Source organism: Neoaquamicrobium sediminum (assembly GCF_040970315.1).
Classification (GTDB): Bacteria; Pseudomonadota; Alphaproteobacteria; order Rhizobiales; family Rhizobiaceae; genus Aerobium; species Aerobium sediminum.
The window spans coordinates 721,202-741,532 of sequence record NZ_JAZHFV010000006.1 but is presented as its reverse complement, the minus strand read 5'-3'; the positions used below and the strand labels follow the sequence as shown (position 1 = coordinate 741,532).

18 protein-coding genes and 2 tRNA genes are annotated in these 20,331 nt (G+C 63.2%); 12 read left to right on the top strand and 8 right to left on the bottom strand.

From position 1 onward, the window contains the following. Positions 1-2 precede the first annotated feature (2 nt). Positions 3-1,019, top strand: a complete 1,017-nt coding sequence (gene cobT, locus V1479_RS20320) for a nicotinate-nucleotide--dimethylbenzimidazole phosphoribosyltransferase (RefSeq protein WP_368804541.1) — start codon at positions 3-5, stop codon at positions 1,017-1,019. Between the two features lie 4 nt (positions 1,020-1,023). Beyond that, complete coding sequence (gene cobF, locus V1479_RS20315; protein WP_368804540.1) at positions 1,024-1,791, top strand: precorrin-6A synthase (deacetylating); 768 nt, start codon at positions 1,024-1,026, stop codon at positions 1,789-1,791. A 117-nt stretch (positions 1,792-1,908) separates the two neighbouring features. On the opposite strand, the gene V1479_RS20310 is transcribed toward cobF, so the two are convergent. Next, positions 1,909-1,985 (bottom strand) — tRNA-Asp (locus tag V1479_RS20310). 213 nt (positions 1,986-2,198) lie between these two features. On the opposite strand from V1479_RS20310, the gene V1479_RS20305 reads away from it, so the two are divergent. Beyond that, positions 2,199-2,274: transfer RNA gene (locus V1479_RS20305), tRNA-Val, on the top strand. A gap of 214 nt (positions 2,275-2,488) precedes the next feature. Here the strand turns inward: V1479_RS20305 and hupB are convergent. After that, entirely contained in the window at positions 2,489-2,761 is a 273-nt protein-coding gene (gene hupB / locus V1479_RS20300) for a DNA-binding protein HupB (protein ID WP_368804539.1), read from the bottom strand. Between the two features lie 193 nt (positions 2,762-2,954). Continuing rightward, on the bottom strand, positions 2,955-5,360 hold the full coding sequence (gene lon, locus V1479_RS20295; protein ID WP_368804538.1) for an endopeptidase La: 2,406 nt from the start codon (positions 5,358-5,360) through the stop codon (positions 2,955-2,957). A 248-nt stretch (positions 5,361-5,608) separates the two neighbouring features. On the opposite strand from lon, the gene V1479_RS20290 reads away from it, so the two are divergent. Together V1479_RS20290 and V1479_RS20285 are read left to right on the top strand one after the other, a co-directional pair. After that, the gene (locus V1479_RS20290) at positions 5,609-5,845 is read left to right on the top strand and encodes a DUF1289 domain-containing protein (protein ID WP_368804537.1); all 237 of its coding nucleotides are present in this window, start codon (positions 5,609-5,611) and stop codon (positions 5,843-5,845) included. Next, positions 5,842-6,552 (top strand): TIGR02281 family clan AA aspartic protease, encoded by a 711-nt coding sequence (locus V1479_RS20285; protein WP_368804536.1) that lies wholly within the window; start codon positions 5,842-5,844, stop codon positions 6,550-6,552. Before V1479_RS20290 ends, V1479_RS20285 begins: the two co-directional genes overlap by 4 nt. A gap of 3 nt (positions 6,553-6,555) precedes the next feature. Here V1479_RS20285 and V1479_RS20280 read toward each other — a convergent pair whose 3' ends face one another. From V1479_RS20280 to V1479_RS20270, 3 genes are all read right to left on the bottom strand, one after another. Then, a complete protein-coding gene (locus V1479_RS20280) occupies positions 6,556-7,386 on the bottom strand; it encodes a sulfite exporter TauE/SafE family protein (RefSeq protein WP_368804535.1) in 831 nt (276 codons plus the stop codon). A 216-nt stretch (positions 7,387-7,602) separates the two neighbouring features. Then, a complete protein-coding gene (gene dusA / locus V1479_RS20275; RefSeq protein ID WP_368804534.1) occupies positions 7,603-8,601 on the bottom strand; it encodes a tRNA dihydrouridine(20/20a) synthase DusA in 999 nt (332 codons plus the stop codon). Positions 8,602-9,082: 481 nt separating this feature from the next. Then, positions 9,083-10,309 (bottom strand): cytochrome P450, encoded by a 1,227-nt coding sequence (locus V1479_RS20270; protein ID WP_368804533.1) that lies wholly within the window; start codon positions 10,307-10,309, stop codon positions 9,083-9,085. A 211-nt stretch (positions 10,310-10,520) separates the two neighbouring features. On the opposite strand from V1479_RS20270, the gene V1479_RS20265 reads away from it, so the two are divergent. Further along, the gene (locus V1479_RS20265) at positions 10,521-12,194 is read left to right on the top strand and encodes a sulfatase-like hydrolase/transferase (RefSeq protein ID WP_368804532.1); all 1,674 of its coding nucleotides are present in this window, start codon (positions 10,521-10,523) and stop codon (positions 12,192-12,194) included. On the opposite strand, the gene V1479_RS20260 is transcribed toward V1479_RS20265, so the two are convergent. Continuing rightward, positions 12,191-12,790, bottom strand: a complete 600-nt coding sequence (locus tag V1479_RS20260) for a nuclear transport factor 2 family protein (RefSeq protein ID WP_368804531.1) — start codon at positions 12,788-12,790, stop codon at positions 12,191-12,193. The genes V1479_RS20265 and V1479_RS20260 overlap by 4 nt on opposite strands. Before the next feature lie 172 nt (positions 12,791-12,962). Between V1479_RS20260 and V1479_RS20255 the strand changes: the two genes are divergently transcribed. Beyond that, positions 12,963-14,576, top strand: coding sequence for a bifunctional 3-(3-hydroxy-phenyl)propionate/3-hydroxycinnamic acid hydroxylase (locus V1479_RS20255; protein WP_368804530.1), 1,614 nt, complete (start codon positions 12,963-12,965; stop codon positions 14,574-14,576). Here the strand turns inward: V1479_RS20255 and V1479_RS20250 are convergent. Then, entirely contained in the window at positions 14,495-15,256 is a 762-nt protein-coding gene (locus tag V1479_RS20250; RefSeq protein WP_438620747.1) for a helix-turn-helix domain-containing protein, read from the bottom strand. The two genes, V1479_RS20255 and V1479_RS20250, sit on opposite strands and share 82 nt — an antisense overlap. Before the next feature lie 147 nt (positions 15,257-15,403). Here V1479_RS20250 and V1479_RS20245 point away from each other — a divergent pair, with 147 nt between their 5' ends. The 5 genes from V1479_RS20245 (at position 15,404) to V1479_RS20225 (ending at position 20,328) form a co-directional block, all read left to right on the top strand. Then, positions 15,404-15,943 (top strand): TRAP transporter small permease, encoded by a 540-nt coding sequence (locus V1479_RS20245; RefSeq protein ID WP_368804528.1) that lies wholly within the window; start codon positions 15,404-15,406, stop codon positions 15,941-15,943. Positions 15,944-15,973: 30 nt separating this feature from the next. Beyond that, entirely contained in the window at positions 15,974-17,275 is a 1,302-nt protein-coding gene (locus V1479_RS20240; protein WP_368804527.1) for a TRAP transporter large permease, read from the top strand. 100 nt (positions 17,276-17,375) lie between these two features. After that, entirely contained in the window at positions 17,376-18,386 is a 1,011-nt protein-coding gene (locus V1479_RS20235) for a TRAP transporter substrate-binding protein (protein ID WP_368804526.1), read from the top strand. A gap of 61 nt (positions 18,387-18,447) precedes the next feature. Then, entirely contained in the window at positions 18,448-19,428 is a 981-nt protein-coding gene (locus V1479_RS20230; protein ID WP_368804525.1) for a VOC family protein, read from the top strand. A 51-nt stretch (positions 19,429-19,479) separates the two neighbouring features. Further along, entirely contained in the window at positions 19,480-20,328 is an 849-nt protein-coding gene (locus tag V1479_RS20225; protein ID WP_368804524.1) for a fumarylacetoacetate hydrolase family protein, read from the top strand. Positions 20,329-20,331: the final 3 nt, after the last annotated feature.

Genomic DNA, 20,331 nt, shown 5'->3' with positions numbered 1-20,331 from the left:
TGATGACACCCCTTCCCGAGAGCATCGACGCCATACGCTCCCTTTCCGCAAGCCTGCCAGGGGGTGACGAGGAGGCAGCGCAGGCCGCGACCGAACGACAAGGTATGCTGACGAAGCCCCCCGGCAGCCTTGGCCGGCTTGAGGAACTGGCAATCTTCATGGCCCGCTGGCGCGCACAGGCGGTTCCGGTTCTCGATCCGGTATCCGTCCTCGTCTTCGCCGGCTCGCACGGCATGACTGCGCGCGGCGTCTCGGCCTTCCCGGCGGAGGTGACCGCGCAGATGGTCGCCAACTTCGCCGCAGGCGGAGCAGCGATCAATCAACTCGCGAAGCAGGCAGGCGCATCGCTGAAGGTGACGCCGCTGGAAATCGATAGGCCCACGGCAGACTTCACCAAGGCGCCGGCGATGAGCGACAACGAGTTCGTCGCCGCCGTGCGCGCCGGCATGGAGGCCGTGCCGACCGACGCCGGGCTGATCTGTGTCGGCGAAATGGGGATCGGCAACACGACAGCGGCCGCAGCGCTCGCAGCGGCCCTTTTCGGCGGCACCGGCAACGACTGGGTCGGACGCGGCACAGGCGTTGACGATGCGGGACTTGCCCGCAAGGCCGAGACGGTCGATGCCGCGATCGCCCTGCACGGCAAAGCACTTGCCGACCCGCTGGAGGCGTTGCGGCGTGTCGGCGGGCGGGAACTGGCGGCAATCTTCGGTGCGACGCTGGCCGCACGCCTAAACCGCATTCCCGTCCTTCTCGATGGCTTCGTGGCGACGGCCGCCGCCGCGCCCCTCGCGCGGCTTTCGCAGGACGGCCTTGCGCATGCGCTGGCCGGCCATGTCTCGGCCGAGGCGCAGCACAAAAAGCTGCTGGCGCATCTGGAGCTCGCACCGCTGCTCGACCTTGGCATGCGCCTCGGCGAAGCCTCCGGTGCCTGCCTGGCCATCCACGTGCTGCGGGGAGCGCTGGCCTGCCACGCCGGCATGGCCACCTTTGCCGAAGCCGGCGTCTCCCAAGGCTGACGGCATGCGAACCCTGCTCGTCATCGGCATCGGCACCGGCAATCCCGAGCATATGACGATGCAGGCGATCGGCGCGCTGAACCGCGCCGACATCGTGCTGGTGCCGCGCAAGGGCGAAGAGAAGGCCGAACTCGCGGAGCTGCGGCTGGAGATATGCCGGCGCTACCTGACCGATCCGGACACGAGATTGATCGAGTTCGACCTGCCCGCGCGTGACGGCAGCATGCCCTATCGGGAGGCTGTCGACGAGTGGCATCAAGCCATCGCGGACACCTACCGAACCCTGCTGGAACGGCACACGGCAGTCGACGGCAAGGCCGCCTTTCTGGTGTGGGGCGACCCGGCGTTCTACGACAGCACGCTGCGCATCCTGGAGCGCTTGCGCGACGACCCGCCCTGCAGGATCGAAGTCATTCCGGGCATTTCGAGCATTCAGGCGCTGGCCGCAAGCCACGCGATCCCGCTGAACGAGGTCGCGGGCAGCGTCCACATCACCACCGGCCGGCGGCTGGCCGAACACGGCTTCCCGGATGACGCCGAGAGCGTTCTCGTCATGCTGGATGGCGGCCTGTCGTTCGACAAACTCGAACTCGACCGCTTCGAGATCTGGTGGGGAGCCTATCTCGGCTCTAAAGACGAGATTGCCATTTCTGGACCGCTGGCCGAGGTGGCCGGAAAAATCAGGGCAACCCGCGCCGAGGCGCGTGAACGGCACGGCTGGATCATGGATACCTATCTGTTGCGGAAAAGGTCGGGCAACCTGTCGAGCTGACGTCGGTGTTCATTCAGTCTGAGTGACTGGTATCGTGGCCCGGAACACGTGCGACGCGCTTACCCGCCGGCACAATGTGCCGGCAAACGGAAATGGGCTGCAAATCTCTTGGGAAGATGGCGCGAGTGACGGGGCTCGAACCCGCGACCTCCGGCGTGACAGGCCGGCACTCTAACCGACTGAGCTACACCCGCGCAGCGACTTTCGCCGTCAGCGGCGTTTGTCGTGGGCGTGAATTAAGCGCTTCTCCCATTGGTGTCAAGCACAGCGGCAACCGATTTTCGACAATCTTCAAAAGCATTTGGAGCACCTGTGGATCGCGGCGCCCACGACTGGCCAGCCGTGCTGAAAGCGCCCTATTTTCGCTTGCGAAACCCGCTGCGAACGCTTACACGTCCGCCCCGGAAGGGCGATTAGCTCAGTTGGTAGAGCGCTTCGTTTACACCGAAGATGTCGGCAGTTCGAGCCTGTCATCGCCCACCATTACCAAGCCTGCTGAACCTGTAGCGCATCCATAAGCTCAACCGTCGTCTTTGGGCGGGGTGATGGCTTCGGGGCGTGTAACCCCGACGTGGCTGCGAGCGCGGCATTGACGTCTCGGCGCTTCATGCCTGCCGCCCGCCTCGCGGACGACCTTGCGCGGGCAAAAGAAAAGCCGGGCAAGCCCGGCTTTTCAAAGTTCAGCCTTGGGGCAGTCTCAGTTGACTGCGTCCTTCAGGCCCTTGCCGGCGGAGAACTTCGGCACGTTGCGGGCCGGAATCTGCACCTCGGCGCCGGTCTGCGGGTTGCGACCGGTGGAAGCCTCACGCTTGGAAACGGAAAAATTGCCAAAGCCAACGAGACGGACGTCGCCGCCCTTCTTCAGTTCCCCGGTGATGACAGAAAACACCGCGTCGACGGCGGACTGGGCGTCGCCCTTGGAGAGCTTTGCGGACTCCGCGACGGCGGATACGAGTTCGTTCTTGTTCATTAAAAAAATTCCCTTCCCTGTGAAAGGCCGGCCATTCGACTCAACCGGCAGGATGCGGAGTGTAGGAAATCCCGCCTTGCCGACCAAGTATGAAAAGCGTTTCGGACCCCGGTTTTTCCCGGTTTTCTGCGGGTTTGAGATAAAAAGGCCAGGCAATCGCCTGGCCTTTTTATCGATTTTGCGCCCGCGAGCGTTAGTGAGCGAGTGCAGCAGAGCCGGCTTCGGTCTTTGCAGCCGCAGGTTCGACGGGCTCGACCCACTCGATCGGCTCAGGCATGCGCACCAGCGCATGGCCTAGTACCTCTCCCACGCGCGAAACCGGCACGATTTCGAGCCCGCTCTTCACGTTTTCCGGGATATCCGCCAGATCCTTGGCGTTCTCCTCGGGGATAAGCACCTTCTTGATGCCGCCGCGGAGGGCCGCCAGCAGCTTCTCCTTGAGGCCGCCAATGGGCAGCACCCTGCCGCGCAAGGTGATCTCGCCGGTCATGGCGACATCCTTGCGCACCGGAATGCCCGTCAGCACCGAAACGATCGCCGTTGCCATCGCAGTGCCGGCAGACGGGCCGTCCTTCGGCGTAGCACCCTCCGGCACGTGGACGTGGATGTCGCGCTTGTCGAAGAGTGGCGGCTCGATGCCGAAATCGACCGCCCGCGAACGGACATAGGACGCCGCCGCCGAGATCGATTCCTTCATCACGTCACGCAGGTTGCCGGTGACGGTCATCTTGCCCTTGCCGGGCATCATGACACCCTCAATCGTCAGCAGTTCGCCGCCGACCTCGGTCCAGGCAAGTCCGGTGACCACTCCGACCTGGTCCTCGCCGTCGATCTCACCGTGGCGGAAGCGTGGCACGCCCAGATAATCGGCAAGGTTCTTCTCGGTCACCTTCACAGACTTCTTCTTGGTGCGCAGGATCTCGGTCACCGCCTTGCGGCCGAGCTTCATCAGCTCGCGTTCGAGATTACGCACACCGGCTTCCCGCGTGTAGAGCTGGATGACCGCCCTGAGCGCTTCGTCGGTGATCGAGAACTCCTTCGGCTGAAGCGCATGATCGCGGATAGCCTTGGGCAGAAGGTGCCGCTTGGCGATCTCGACCTTTTCGTCCTCGGTGTAGCCGGCGATGCGGATGATCTCCATGCGGTCCATCAGCGGGGCCGGAATGTTAAGCGTGTTCGCAGTGGTCACGAACATCACGCTCGACAGATCGTATTCGACCTCAAGATAGTGATCCATGAAGGTCATGTTCTGCTCGGGATCGAGCACCTCGAGCAGCGCCGAAGACGGATCGCCGCGATAATCCTGTCCGAGCTTGTCGATCTCGTCGAGCAGGAACAGCGGGTTCGACTTCTTGGCCTTCTTCATCGACTGGATGACCTTGCCGGGCATCGAGCCGATATAGGTGCGCCGGTGGCCCCTGATCTCGGCCTCGTCGCGCACGCCGCCCAGCGCCATGCGAACATATTCGCGGCCCGTGGCCTTGGCGATTGACTTGGCGAGCGAGGTCTTGCCGACGCCGGGAGGGCCGACGAGGCAGAGAATCGGCCCCTTCAGCTTCTTCTGGCGGCTTTGAACCGCAAGATACTCGACGATGCGCTCCTTGACCTTGTCGAGGCCGAAGTGATCGGCATCGAGCACTTCCTCGGCGAAGCTCAGGTCCTTCTTGACCCGCGACGGCTTCTGCCACGGTATCGAAAGCAGCCAGTCGAGGTAGTTGCGCACGACCGTTGCCTCGGCAGACATCGGCGACATTGTCCGCAGCTTCTTCAGCTCGGCGTCGGCCTTTTCGCGCGCCTCTTTCGACAGGCGGGTCTTCTTGATGCGCTCTTCCAGCTCGGAAGCCTCGTCGCGACCGTCCTCGCCTTCGCCGAGCTCCTTCTGGATCGCCTTCATCTGCTCGTTGAGGTAGTACTCGCGCTGCGTCTTCTCCATCTGGCGCTTGACGCGCGAGCGGATGCGCTTTTCCACCTGGAGCACCGAAATCTCGGCTTCCATGAAACCCATCGCCTTTTCGAGCCGCTCACGTACCGACAAGGTGGCGAGCATCTCCTGCTTCTCGCCGATCTTGACGGCAAGATGCGAGGCGACGGTGTCGGCAAGCTTGGAATAGTCGTCGATCTGGCTGGCGGCGCCAACCACCTCCGGCGAAATCTTCTTGTTCAGCTTGACGTAATTTTCGAAGTCGGAGACCACCGAGCGCGCCAGCGCCTCGATCTCGACTTCCTCTTCCTCGGGCTCCAGAAGCGTTTCCGCCTTGGCCTCGTGGAAATCCTCGCGATCGGTAAACGCGCTGATCTTCGCGCGCGCAGTGCCCTCGACCAGCACCTTCACGGTGCCGTCCGGCAGCTTGAGAAGCTGAAGCACGTTCGCCAGCGTACCGACATCGTAGATCGCATCGGCTGCCGGGTCGTCGTCGGCTGCGTTCATCTGGGTTGCAAGCAGGATCTGCTTGTCAGCCCCCATGACGTCTTCCAGCGCCCTGATCGACTTCTCGCGCCCGACAAACAGGGGCACGATCATGTGGGGAAACACGACAATGTCACGCAGCGGGAGAACCGCGAACACGCCTGCGTCAGAGGACCGGGATGATTTGGTCATTGTCCAACCTTTCATTTCGCAGCCGCACATGGGCCGACTGCGAATCTCATATTAGCGATCGCCGGGCCATCCGCCTACCGCCGAAGCTCTTTCGGCGCCTTTCAGCGCGGATTTCCGAGCGACCGGGTCGATGCTTAGTTGGCGTTGCAGCAAGGAAAGATCAAGAGGCGCAAAAGGCGCAAGGGCACACACACTTGCATTGCTTTCGCGCCTGTCCCATGTGGAAACTGACGAGCCAAGGAAACTTTATGACGGCGATCGAATCTCCCTGCATCCTGGTCTGTTCCATCGACATGAAGACCGGCTACTGCTTCGGCTGCGGGCGCACGCGCGAGGAGATCGGGGCGTGGTTGACGATGACGCCGGAGACGCGGCGCGCCGTCATGGCTGCCCTGCCGGCCCGCCTCGAGACCGTCGAACGCAGGCCGCGCCGCGAAACCCGCCGGACCAGACTAGCCCGCGAAAAGGGTGAAACCACGCAATGAAGGGCGACAGGCTCCTTTGGATCGTCCTCGGCGTTTTGGCCGTCGGGCTCATCCTGCTCCTGGCTTCGGGTGACAGCGGCACCGTGTTCGGCTTCGAGGACGAGGCATTTGCCCGTACGCTCTATCTCGGCGTGCTGGGCGCGGTTATCGCGGCCGGTATCGTCGGTTCCGGTATTCGCCTCAGCCACGCCGTGCGTACCGGCGCCATCTGGCTGCTGATCATCCTGCTGCTGATGGGTGGGTATCAGTACCGCTACGAATTGCAGGACATCGCCAGCCGTGTAACAGCGGGGCTGGTCCCCGGCAGCCCGTTATCGGTAAGTGATGCCGACGGACGCGCCGCCGTCATGCTGGACAGGCTTTCCAACGGTCATTTCGAGGTCCGTGCACAGATCGACGGCACGCCGGTCATGACAATGGTTGACACCGGCGCGACCAGCACGGTCCTGACTTACGACGACGCGAGCCGCGCCGGCTATGAACCCGACACGCTCTCCTTCACCATCCCTATCATGACCGCCAATGGTGAGGCGCGCGCCGCGCGCGTGGTGGCGGACGAAATCCGCATCGGCGACATTGTCCGCAACCGCGTACCGGTGATGGTGGCCGAACGGGGGCGGCTCGACCGCAGCCTGCTCGGCATGAACTTCATCGGCACGCTGTCCGGCTTCGACATGCGCGGCGAAAGGCTGATCCTGCGCGATTGACGCTTAAAGCAGGCTCCAGAAGAAGCGCGCAGACACGAAGATGCAGAACAGGCCAAAGCCGACTTCAAGCTGACGCTTCGACAGCGCATGCGCGATCCGCACGCCGTAAGGCGTGACCAGCAGCGCAATCGGAATGACAAGCGCCACCGCTATCCAGTTGATGTAGCCGGTCGACGCGATCGGCAGCAGAGGGTTGCCCCAGCCGGCCCAAATGTAGCCGATCGTACCAGGAATGGCGATCAGTACGCCAACGCCGGAAGACGTGGCAACGGCCTGGTGCATGGGTCGGCCGAAAAGGGTCATGAACGTGTTGTTCATGACGCCACCGCCAATGCCCATCAGCGTTGAGAAATAGCCGATAACGGCGCCGATGATGGCGCGTGCCGGATTTCCCGGAATATCCGCCCCGACACGCCAGCTTTCGCGATTGAAGAGCAGCCGAAAGGCGACCAGCAGCGTAATGACGGCGAAGATGACGCGCAGGCCGCCGCTCGAGATGTAGGCCGCCGTAAGCGAGGCCAGGATGACGCCGATCGGCACGGGAATCAGGAAGCTCTTCAGCAGCGACATGTCGACCGCGCCCTTGGCGCGGTGCCCGGTGAAGGAGCGGATCGAGGTCGGGATGATGATGGCAAGCGACGAACCGACGGAAAGGTGCATGCGCACGACTTCGTCGACGCCGAGCAGGCCGAAGACCTGATAGAACACCGGCACCAGAACGGCGCCGCCGCCGATACCGAAAATGCCGGCCATCAGGCCGGAAACAACGCCGGATGCGGCGATGGCGAGTGCGAATGTGGCGAGTTCGCCCATCGGCAGGTCAAGTCCGGCCATCAGAATTCCCTCTCTCGATGCGGATGAACTGTCGAATGAAGCGAATTGGACATTCGATCTCCGGCTGACGCTGGTCTTACCGACCGAATGTCAACCTCGAACGTTCGGGCGAAACCCTGAGGTTGCTGACAGTCCTGCGTTTCCGCTCCTCCCCAAAGGCCGATGCGAAGTGCGGAAACGGACCACTAGCCGCCTTGGACCACAAAGTAAATCGGGTCAGGCAGCCACCGCGGCTTCGTCCAGACGAACATGCGACAGCGCCTGGTACAGTACCTCCGGCCCCGCCCCTGGCCGCGTGGCATCGGTCGAAAGCACCTGCCGCCAACGCCGCGCGCCGGCCAGCCCGTGAAAGAGGCCCGTCATGTGACGGGTGACATGCACCAGCCTGCCACCGCTCTCGATATGGCGGGCTGCGTGCGCTGCCATCGCATCGATGATCGACGGCCAGTCCGCAGCAGAAACCGGATCGCCGTAGAAACGCGCATCGACCTCGGTGAGTAGCCCGGGATTGTGGTAGGCGGCGCGACCGAGCATCGCTCCATCCACGCCCCGCTCCAGATGGGCCGAAACCTCGTCCAGCGTCTGAATTCCACCGTTTATGCCGATGAATCGATTCGGCAAACGCTCTTTCAGGCGATAGACGCGCGGATAGTCGAGCGGCGGGATGTCGCGATTTTCCTTAGGTGAAAGCCCCTCCAGCCACGCCTTTCGCGCATGTACCCACAGCGCGTCCGCCCCCGCCGCGAAGACGCCGTCGGCCAGCTTGTCCAACGCTTCTTCGACGTCCTGATCGTCTACCCCGATGCGACACTTGACCGTGACCGGAACCGAGACGGCACCTTTCATGGCTGCCACGCAGTCCGCCACCAGCGCCGGGGTCCGCATCAGGCAGGCGCCGAATGTGCCCGATTGCACGCGGTCGGACGGGCAGCCGACATTGAGGTTGATCTCGTCATAGCCGTAGCCGGCAGCGATCCGCGCCGCCTCCGCCAGCTTGGCCGGATCGGACCCGCCGAGCTGCAGCGCAACGGGATGCTCCGCTGCGTCAAAGCCCAGCAGTCGCTCGCGATCGCCGTGGATCACCGCATCGGCAACCACCATCTCCGTATAAAGCAGAGCGCGCCGCGTGAGCAGGCGATGGAAGAACCGGCAATGCCGATCCGTCCAGTCCATCATCGGGGCGACGGCTATCTTATTGTTTTGGTATTGCAGCATTTTTATACAATTCGATACGTAAGCACCGGTTCCTGTACGCCATTACACGCCTTCAAGCGACCCGGAACGCCACACTTTTACATCCAAGTGCACACAGAGCGCACATGGAAAATGGCAACATTCACCAAACTCCAATCTGGCAACTGGCGCGTCCAAGTTAGGCACAAGCGCCGCTGTATCAGCGAACGTTCTTGCGAAAGGACGATGCTCGCAGGTGGGCACTCGAACGGAGGTCAAGATTGATCGTGGCGAAACACCGACGCGTTCGCCAGTAGCGCGCCTAAGCACCTTCGGTGATTTGGTTGATCTCCATATCATGGATATGGCCGCAGTCGGCAAGCCTCCTCGTCGCTCGAAAGCAGAACCCGTGACCGCTCTTTGCTCGGTGTGCCTCGCTGCTGGCGCGTCGCAGACATGGCGGGCGGCAGGTCAATAGACAAGGAAGCGGCGGGCATAGTGTCGCCTCGAGCAAACCTAGCGCTCATCCGACGGCAGGGTCGCCACCCTTCTTCAGAAATCGCACCGGCAGCCGTTCATATCCCCTCAGAACGTTGTTCATCGCCAGAACAGGCTCTCCCACCTCGATACGCGCGACCCGCTCGACCATTGCCGTGAGGATGCAGCGCATTTCCAGTCTGGCCAGTTGCATACCGGCGCAGGCGTGGATGCCGTGGCCGAAACCGACATGGTCGATCAGGACGCGTCCTACGTCGAACGCCTCCGGGCGATCCCATTGCCGCTCGTCCCTGTTCGCCGAGGCGTAGAGGATCAGCACCCGGTCGCCAGCCGGTATCGCGACGTCGCCGACGACCGTGTCGACCGCGACCGTCCGGGTGAACCCGCGAATGGGCGATTCCAGCCGGACCGCCTCGTTGATCGCGTTGGGAACGAGCTTGGGTTCCTGCACCAGTCGTTCCCATTGGCCCGGGTTCGCGCCGAGCAGATAGAGCAGGTGGCCGGTCGCATAGATCGTCGTGTCGAGGCTGGGTCCGAGATAATCGCGCATCAGCATCTGGACCTGTTCCGGCCTTATGAGGCCCTGGTCGGCGGCGTCATAGAGCATCGCCACCCAGCCGCCCGGCCGCACGTTATCGCGCGTCGCCTCGTTGACCGTGTAGGCGCGCATTTCCTTGATGACGGGAAAGGCGGCCTCCGCGCGTTCGTTGGCGCCGCCGAGCATGTCGAACACGGCGCTGGCCCAGCGCAGCATGTTTTCCCGACCGTGTTCGGGCATGCCGACCAGTTCCGACACGATCGACACGGGCAGGTACTGGGCAAGATCGGCCATTCCGTCGAAGCTGCCCCGCTCCACGAGGCGCTCGACCAGGGCGTCGGCGGTCTCCGTGATGCGGTCCTTGACGTCGTTGAGGGCGCGCAGGCTCAGCGGCGCGGCGACGATGCGACGAAGCTCCTCGTGGAGCGGCGGATCGGAAGCGAGCAGGTTGCCCGGAGCGATGCCGTTGGCCCTGTCGTTTCCGGCTACGCCCATGCCGGAACGAAACGTGTCGTGGTCTGAAAGACATGCGCGAACGTCGGCATGCCGCCCGATCGCCCACATGCCGTTGGCCGGCAGCCAGACCGCCGCGCCGAGTTCGCGAATGCGGGAGTAGTGCGGGTAAGGGTCGCGGATCACCGCGTCGGAATAGATGTCTACGTCGTAGGCGGGAACGTCGTCCCGAACGACGGATGGCGAGGTTGCTGCAGTCATTGGCTCCTCCGACGGTTCGTTCATTCAGGCCACGGGCAAGGTCAAAGGCAATTGCCCAGCCCGTCGTGTTCATGGAGCGGACAGTTGCGGCCGCGCGGTGTCGCGGTGTGATGCCTGGCCTAGGCTGGTATCGTTCACCTTGCCGCAACGACGCATTCCCCGATTGCGGTGAGCGACGAGTTTCGAATGGACACCGGGTCTAGGAGCGCAAATGAAGCCGAAGCCGAAGAACATCCTGTTCGTCATGTTCGACCAGCTTCGCTGGGACTACCTGAGCTGCTACGGCCACCCGCACCTCAAGACGCCCAACATCGACCGGCTGGCTTCGCGCGGAGTGCGGTTCACGCGGGCTTACGTGCAATCGCCGATCTGTGGTCCCTCGCGGATGTCGACCTATACCGGGCGCTACGTCCACAGTCACGGTGCGTCATGGAACGGCATCCCGCTCAAGGTCGGTGAGATGACGATGGGCGACCATCTGCGGGCGGCCGGCATGGGCTGCTGGCTGGTGGGCAAGACCCATATGCGTGCGGACGCCGAAGGCATGCGTCGGCTTGGCCTCGATCCTGACAGCATCATCGGCGCCCGCGTGGCCGAGTGCGGTTTCGACGTGTTCGAGCGCGATGACGGGATGGTCGCCATCGGGCCTGACGGACCGCTCGAAAACCCCGATGATCATCGCTATTCGCATTATCTAAGAGAGCGGGGCTACGCGGGCGACAACCCCTGGCACGACCACGCAAACTCCGGCGTGGATGCCGCTGGGAATGTGCTATCCGGCTGGTTCATGAAAAACGCTGCCGAGGCAGCCAACATCGAGGAACCCGACAGCGAAACGCCTTATCTCACGCGCCGGGCGATGGAGTTCATCGAGCAGGCTTCCGCGCCGTGGCTATGTCATCTCAGCTACATCAAGCCGCACTGGCCATACATCGTGCCGGCCCCGTATCACACGATGTACGACACCTCGCACATCAAGCCTGCCGTGCGGACGAACGAGGAGTTCGACAACGCACATCCCGTGCTCAAGGCGTTCATGACGTCGCCCGTCGGCAAGGCATTCAGCCGCGACGAGGTGCGTGAAGCGGTGATCCCGGCCTATATGGGCCTCATCAAGCAGTGCGACGACCAGATCGGCCTGTTGCTGGAATGGCTGGATCAGACCGGACGGATGGACGACACCATGATCGTGCTCACCTCCGATCATGGCGATTTCCTCGGCGACCACTGGATGGGTGAAAAGACCTTCTTTCACGACACCTCGGTCAAGATCCCCCTCATCATCTTCGATCCATCAAGCGATGCGGATGCGACGCGAGGCACGGTGTGCGACGAGCTTGTCGAAAGCATCGACCTGTTGCCCACATTTCTTGAAATCGCGGGGGGCGATCCGCAAGCTGTCGGCCACATCGTGGAAGGCAAGTCGCTGGTGCCCATCCTGCATGGCAGGGCGGACGGCGCGCATCGTGACCGCGTCATCTGCGAATATGATTACGCTGCCACTCCCATCGCCGAGCGGCTGGGGGTCGGCGCGCGCGAGGCGGTCATCTTCATGGTCGCCGACAGGCGGTACAAGCTGATCCACTGCGAAGGCGGGTTCCGGCCGATCCTCTTCGACCTCGAAGCCGATCCGGACGAACTGCACGACCTCGGCGACAGCGAGCAGCACGCCGCAATCATCGAGGAGATGTACGAACGCCTGTTCGCATGGACGCGCCGCATATCGCAGCGGACGACGCGCAGCGAGGCTCAACTGCAGGAGATGCGCACCGCGATACGGCGTCGCGGCGTGGTGCTCGGCGCCTATGATGAGAACGACATGCCGCTGGAACTGACGGTGCACTATCGCAACCGGAAGGCCGCGATCCGCAAGCCGGCCGGTTAGCCGTCCACGAGCCAGGCTTTCGCTTCGCCGAGTATGCGATCCGCCTCGGGCGAGCCGTCGACGACGATGTCGGGCCGCAAGGTGCGGCCGCCTTCGACGAGCCGGTAGCCGAGATAACGATAGGCTTCCGGGATGGACGAAAAGTCCGTCTCGTTCATGAAGCGATCGAATGCAGGAGACGGGACAACCGGATCGAGCCGGTCCTTCTCATAGATGGCGATGCGTTCGGCAATACGCCAGATGCCGTCCTGGCGGATCAGGCGATCGAGGAAACGGGCGTAGCTCGTGTTGTCGACCGTGACGCCGGACAAGGTGGCGCGACCGAGAATCTGGACGCTCGTCTCGGCCAGAGCCCTGCCTTCCCCCACCTGCACGAAGGGTGTTCCGATCAGGTGCTTGCTGCGCGGCGAGGTCTTCTTGTGGGTCGCACGGCAGCGCGCGACGAAATCGTCATGAAGGCCGGCAAACCACGAGACGGAGATGATGCCGTCGCGCGCGAAGGTCTCCGCCAGTCGATCCCAATGGCCCTGGTCGCGCCATAGCCCCCAGGCCTGGATGAGTTGGATGATGAGCAATGTGTCTTCGGCGCGTGTCATGGCGGTCTCCTGCTTTTCCTTACGGTCCATTCTGTCGCTCGCAACGGCGGGCGCAGCTTTGCGGCGCAAGCTGTCCGCGATGCGGACGGCGGGATGCGGAGCGTGGACGCGTTGCGGGCGAGCGCTTTAAGTCGCTCGAGTTAGGCCAGGAGAAGGTAGGAGAACGCTGGCAATGTCGACATACCCGGCCAAAGTTCCGGTGGTGATTGTCGGAGCAGGCCCCACGGGCCTGACCGCCGCAAATCTGCTTGCCGCCTATGGCGTCGAGGCAATCGTCCTCGACCGCGAGCCCGGCCCCATGAACCTGCCGCGTGCGATCGTGATCGACGACGAGGGCGCGCGCACCATGCAGGTGTTCGGTCTTGATCGTACCTATATCGCAAACACCACGCCGGCGATCGGCTCCAAGTATTTCGCCGACGACGGAACGTGTTTCGCCGAGACGGGCGCCGGTGTGCAGAGCTACGGCTTCCCCAAGCGCCAGTATATTTATCAACCCGAATTCGAAGCGGCCTTGCGGGACCGGCTCGAGGAGCAGGCGCCGGGCAGCCTGCGATTTTCATCCAACGTCGTTGACGTGGAAACCAGTTCCGACGGCGCGGTGGTGACCGTCGAGGCTGCGGACCGGACGCGCCACCGAATTGCAACCCAGTGGGTGCTTGCCTGCGACGGCGGCCGCAGCCCGATCCGTGAGCGTCTCGGCATCGCGCTCAGCGGCAACACCTATCGGCAGGACTGGATCGTCATCGACGTGAGCGACGATCCCGACCGTTCGCTGTTCTCGAAATTCTTCTGCAGCAGCATCCGCCCCGCAGTCAGCGTGCCGGCACCCAATGGCGGCCGGCGTTACGAATTCATGGTGCTGCCGGGAGAGGATCGCGAAAAGGTTTTGACCCCGGATTTCCTGGCAGAACTGCTGAAGCCGTTCCGGCGCTACGATGAGCGCGACGTGCTGCGCAAGACCGTCTACACCTTCCATGCACGCATTGCCGAGCGCTTCCGGCATGAGTGCATCCTGCTGATGGGAGACGCCGCACACCTGACGCCGCCATTCGCGGGACAAGGCATGAATGCCGGCCTGCGCGACGCACATAACGTTGCCTGGAAGATAGCGGCGGCGGTCGGCGGCGCCGATGCGGCGATGCTCGACACCTATGACGCCGAGCGCCGCGGCCCCGCCTGGGACATGATCCTTCTCGCGGTGACGATGGGCAGCTTCGTCATGCCGTCGAGCAGCGAGGAGCTGAAGTTCCGCGACTTGCTGCTGAAGGCGCTCGAACCGTTTCCGGGGGTGCGCGACTACCTGATCCAGATGCGCTTCAAGCCGAAGCCGCGCTACAATGCCGGCCTTTTCCTCGACCTCGACCAGCCGACATTCGAGGCGAGCCTGGTCGGCGAAATGGTTCCGCAGCCACGCATCGGCAGCGATGCACGGCTTCTCGACGACCATCTCGGTGAAGGTTTTGCACTGGTTGCCCAGGACGAGCCTGGCCGGCGCGCCATCGAGCAGCTCCAGCAGAGCCGACTGATGAGCCTTCCGCTCAGCAAGGTGCATTTCGATCGCAAGGCCTTGTCAGGCACCGCGGACCACGCGCGCATAGCAAGACCGCTGCTGACGCACCGAGACCAGATCATGCTGATACGCCCGGATCGTTACTGCGCGGCAGCCTTCGCGCCTGACCGGTTGCGAGCCGAACTCGACCGCTACTCTTCGCTCTGTTCGGCGGCCACCCGGGCGAGATCGTCCGAGATGGACGCCGCGGTCGAGATGAGCGCATCCCTGTGAAGCCTTAGCGCCTCGTCGAACTTCAAGGCCGTGCCGATCCAGATCATGGTGAGGCAGGCGATGGGCCGCTCGCCGCTGTAGATCGGCGCCGAGATGCTCATCGTACGCGCATTGAAGCCCTTGATCCGAAAGCCGACGCCAAGTTCTGATGTGCGGGCAAGAATATAGTCCAGCGGTCCGTCGTCGTGGAAATCGACCGCGTCGCTGCCGAGCCGCTCCCTCAGGCCCTCGATGATCTGTGCACGTTCCTGGTCTGGCACGAAGGCGAGATGCGCCCGCCCGCCGGCAGTCTCGAGCACGGGTAGCTCGCGCCCCACCATGCCGTGATCGACCGAGAACGGGCTGATGTTGTGGGTCGATTCGCGAATGGCCATGCGGTAGTCGTGAAAGGTGACGAGGTCGAGCGGCCAGAGAATCTTGCGGCCGAGCTTCATCATTCTCGGCACTGCAACCTGCGCTACCCAGTCCTCGTCGCGGAATCCGGAGCTGAGCGACTTGGTCTGCAACGTCGGACGCCACGCATCCTCCGACGGGCCGCGCACCACGAAACCCAGCCCCTCCAGGGTTTCGAGCAAACGGTATGCGGTCGGCCGCGGGATGCCGACGATACGGGCGACTTCGGCAGCCCTCAGCCCGTTATTGCAGTTGATTGCCTGGAGCACCTCCAGTCCACGCTGCAGGGAGCGAACTGCGCCGAAAGTCGAAATGGTGCTGGCCTCCTGATGTTCACGATACGGACAATCGCGGGGGCTACGTTGCAACGAGCCGCCTGCATGTCAAGAGTGTCCGCCTGTCCGTTCGGTTCTGGCCGCGGTGGGAGGAAACACTTGGAAAACATCGAAAGGCGCATCAAGGGCGTCGCGCGCGTCGTTGCGCTCATCGGCTTCTTCGGCCTGCTTCTGCTGGCGGCGATGACCACGCTCGACATCCTGTTGAGGTGGCTTTTCAACGCGCCGCTCCACGGCGTCAACGACGTGAGTTCCGTCGTCATGGCCATCGTTATCGCCGCCTGCATCCCGGCAAACCTTGCAATGAAGCAGAACATATCGGTCGAGGTCCTTGGTTCGATCGGCGGTGCGCGCACGCGGCGCGTGCTCGACGTCGTGGCCAGCCTGTTCACGCTCGTGTTCATCATTCTGATGGCCTGGCGCTTTGTGCCTTACGCGGAAGGTCTGCGCGAGACCGGCGACCGGACCTGGGTGCTGGGCTGGCCCATCTGGCCGTGGTGGATGGCCGCATCCGCGTTGATGATCGCCGCCGCCATCGTTCAGGTTCTGGTCACGATCTCCGACATCGCCACCCTCATTCTGGGCGGGCCCGACGAGGCCGAGCCATCCGAGCCGACAGGCGGCGATGCCATCCTCTGACCCGATCGCCCTCCAGCGAAGGAATATCACTTGGATCCGCTACTGATTGCCCTGGTGGGCTTCCTCGCGATGATGGTGCTGATCGTCGTTCACGTGCCGATCGGCGTGGCGATGGCGCTTGTCGGCGTCACCGGCTTTGCCTCGATCGTGGGCTGGGGGCCTGCGGTCACCTTGATGGCAACCGAGCCGGCCTCGGCGATGGCCAATCTCGACCTCGCGGTGATCCCGCTGTTCATGCTGATGGGCAGCCTTGCCGCTGCCGCGGGCCTGGCGTCCGATGTCTACAACCTCGCCAATGCGCTGATCGGCCACCGGCGCGGCGGCCTGGCGTCGACCACGATCGTGGCGAGCGCCGGCTTCGGCGCCATATGCGGCTCGGGCGTTGCGACCACGGCAACGTTCGGGCGGGTTGCGATGCCCGAGATGCTCGAACGCGGATACCGGCCCGATCTTGCAGCAGGCTCGATCGCAGCCGGCGGTACGCTCGGCATCATCGTGCCGCCGTCGAGCATGATGATCCTCTATGCCGTGCTAACGGAGCAGTCGGTACTCGACCTCTTTTCGGCAGCGATCGTTCCGGCCGCCCTCGCCGTCATCTTCTACATGATCGCCATTCAGGTGAAATTGACGATGGACCCCGAAGCCGCACAGCGCGGCGAGCGCGCAACGATGCGCCAGCGGCTTCATGCCGCCGGTCAGGCCTGGGGTGTCATCGTCCTCTTCGTCGTGGTCATGGGCGGCATCTATTCTGGCATCTTCACCGTCCACGAGGCCGCCGCCGTCGGCGTCGTGTTCTCATTCCTGCTGCTGGTCGCCAAAGGCCGCTTCACATGGAATACGCTGATCGGCGTGCTGGCCGAGGCAAGTGCGGGGACGGCGATGATCTACATCATGGTCTTCGGCGCAACCATCTTCTCCTATTTCATGGCGGTCTCCGGCGCGGCCGCCTTCATGGTCGGAGCGATTTCCGGGCTGCCTGTCCCGCCTATCGCGATCCTCGTGCTGCTGCTGGTGCTCTATATTTTCCTCGGCGCGTTCTTCGATGAAGTCGCCGCGATGGTGATCACGCTGCCGCTTGTGATCCCGCTCATCCTGTCCTTCGGCTACGACCTTGTCTGGTGGGGCATCATCAACGTCGTCGTGATCGGGATCGGCATGATGACGCCTCCGATCGGCATCAACGTCATGGTGCTGAATTCGATGTATCGATCAATCAGCCTGGGCACGATCTATCGCGGCATAATGCCCTTCCTGATCGCCGAGTTGGCCCGGCTACTTCTGCTCACGTTGTTCCCGCAGCTGACCCTCTGGCTGCCCAGCGTGCTGCACTAGCGATGTCCGCTAAGTGGACAGTTCGAATGGATGCAATGCCATGCCGGGGGCCGCGCATTAGCGTCAATCCATCATGGAACGAACCAGCAGGGAGGATGCAATGACGTTCATGACCAGGCTGCTTGGCGCCGCTGCCGCGCTCGGTATCATCGCGGTTCCCGCATCGGCGGAGACGTTGCGTTTTTCAAGCTTCGAGCCACCCGTCGCGCATGTGACGAAAGAGATCCTTACGCCGTGGGCCGAAGATGTCTCCGCAGCGTCGGACGGCGAACTCACGATCCAGATGTTTGCGGGCGGGTCGCTCGGCCGAAATCCTGCCCAGCAGCTCCAGCTCGTCGAGGACGGCGTCGCCGATATCGCCTGGGTGATCCCGGGCTATTCGCCCGGTCGTTTCCAGGAGAGCACCGTGGCCGAGCTTCCGTTCCTCATTCCAAGCTCGACGGCAGGGTCGCCGGCGATGTGGAAAATGTACGAGGACGGCCACTTCAAGGGTGACTTCGACAAGCTTAAGATGCTTGGCATCTTCGTCTCCTATCCCAATTCGATCGCCTCGAGGAAAGAGGTGACGGTCCCCGAGGACATGAACGGTCTCAAGATGCGGGCACCCGGGCCGACCATGCTGTCGGCGCTCGAGGCGCTCGGTTCGGTGCCGGTCGGCGGCATTACCGGTCCGACCGTCGCCGAAAGCATCAGCCGCGGCCTGATCGACGGAACGTTCACCCAGTGGGGCGCGATCGAGACGTTCCGGATGGGCGATGTCATCACGCATTTCAATACGGCACCGCTGGGCGCGACGCCGATGCTGGTCGTCATGAACAAGGCCAAGTACGACAGTCTGTCCGACAAGGCCAAGGCGGCGATCGACAAGTTCTCCGGCGCGACATTCTCGGAACGCTTCGGCGCTTCCTTCGATGCCAACATCGCCAAGGCCCGCGACGAACTGCTTTCAAAGGGCACGATTACCGTCGTCGAGCCCGATGAGACGCAGCTCGAGCAATGGAAAGAAGCCGTTGCGATCGCCACGCAGCAATGGATCGAGCAGAACGAGAACGGCCAGGCGATCCACGACGCCTTCGTCAAGGCGGTTGCCGAGGCTCAAGGGACGAACTGACGGCCCCTCAACTCGATTGCCGCCGCCGGACGATGGCGGCGGCGCTCCAAGGATAGGAACAATGGCACTCGCATCGCTCGGATACATAGGCGTCCGCTCCTCGCGTACGGCTGATTGGCAGAGCTTCGCGACCGATCTTCTCGGCATGCAGCAGGTCGATGCCGGTGGCAAGGTTCGTGCCTTCCGCATGGACGACCGCAAGCAGCGCCTGATCGTGTCGGCGGAAGGCGACGAGGGCCTGGACTTCATGGGCTGGGAAATCGAAAGCGCTGAAGCTCTCGATGCACTCGCCAGCCGTCTCGAGAATGCTGGCGTTGCGGTGCGGCTTGAAGCGGTTTCATTGGCCGACCAGCGCCATGTGACGCGGCTGATCTCATTCGCGGACCCGGAGGGCAATCGGCTCGAAGTGTTCTGCGGACCCGAGGTCGCTTCGGAACCGTTCCTCGCCGGCAGGCCGATCTCCGGCTTCAAGACGGGATCGCTGGGGATGGGCCATGCGGTGCTTCACGCAAGGGACGTCGACGTCCTCCTTCCATTCTATCGCGATCTGCTGGGCTTCCAGGTCACCGACTACGGGCTCAAGCCTTTCAAGCTCTATTTCTTCCACCTCAACGGTCGGCACCATTCCTTCGCCATGGTCGGGACCGGCCGCAGGGGCATGCACCACTTCATGGTCGAACTGCTTTCGCTGGACGATGTCGGGCAGGGCTACGATCTTGCCCAGCAGGACGAAGGCCGGGTCGCCTATACGCTGGGCCGCCATTCGAACGATCACATGACGAGCTTCTACGCCAATTCGCCATCCGGCTTCTTCGTGGAATATGGCTGGGGCGCGCGGGTCATCGACCCGGCCACCTGGGAGCCTCACGAAACGTTCGACGGACCAAGTTACTGGGGGCACGACCGCCTATACATGCCTGAGGATTCACCCGACCGCGCGCGGTTGCGCGAGATGCGGCTCGATGCGGCCAGGCGCGGAATGCGCGCCGCCGACCCCGCCTCCAACTGCGCCTGGCTCGACAGCATCGTCAGCAACGAGTGACGAAGCACTAGACTTAACCCCGACACATCAACACCTGCCAGGAGACATGACATGCGTGTCTGTTCATACATCATGCCTAACGGAACCCGATCCTACGGCATCGCCGACGGCGAAACGCTGATCGACGCCGGAGAAGCGCTTCGCGGCCGTTATGCCGATCTGCGCGCCGTCATCGCAGCGGGAGCGCTTGCCGAGCTGGGCAAGGACGCGGGCGGCGAACGGATGGCGCTTTCCGATGTGACACTCCTTTCGCCGATCCCCAACCCGGACAAGATCCTGTGCATCGGCCTCAACTACATGACCCACATCAAGGAGACGGGACGCGAGGCGCCGAAGAAGCCTTCCATCTTCACACGCTATCCGTCGTCGGTCGTCGGTCATGGCGTCGATCTGGTGCGTCCGAAGGTTTCCGACTGGTTCGATTTCGAAGGCGAGCTTGCAGTCGTGATCGGAAAGCCGGGCCGTGCGATTTCCGCGGCGAACGCCTATGCCCATGTTGCCGGCTATAGCTGTTTCAACGACGGATCGATTCGCGATTTCCAGCGCCACACCACGCAGTTCTGGGCGGGCAAGAACTTCGACGGAAGTGGCTCCATGGGCCCGTGGCTGGTGACCGCCGACGCATTCGGCGATCCCGCCGCCCAGTCCATGGAGACCCGGCTCAATGGCGAGGTGATGCAGTCGACGCCTATCTCCGACCTGGCTTTCGACGTGCCGGCATTAATCGAATACATCTCCACGGTCACCGAACTGCTGCCCGGGGACATCATCGCCACCGGCACGCCAAGCGGGGTGGGCCTCTTCCGCGAACCCAAGCTTTTCATGAAGGCTGGCGATCGCGTCGAGGTCGAGATCAGCGGCATCGGCACGCTCGCCAACTCGATCGTCGACGAAGGCTAGGTA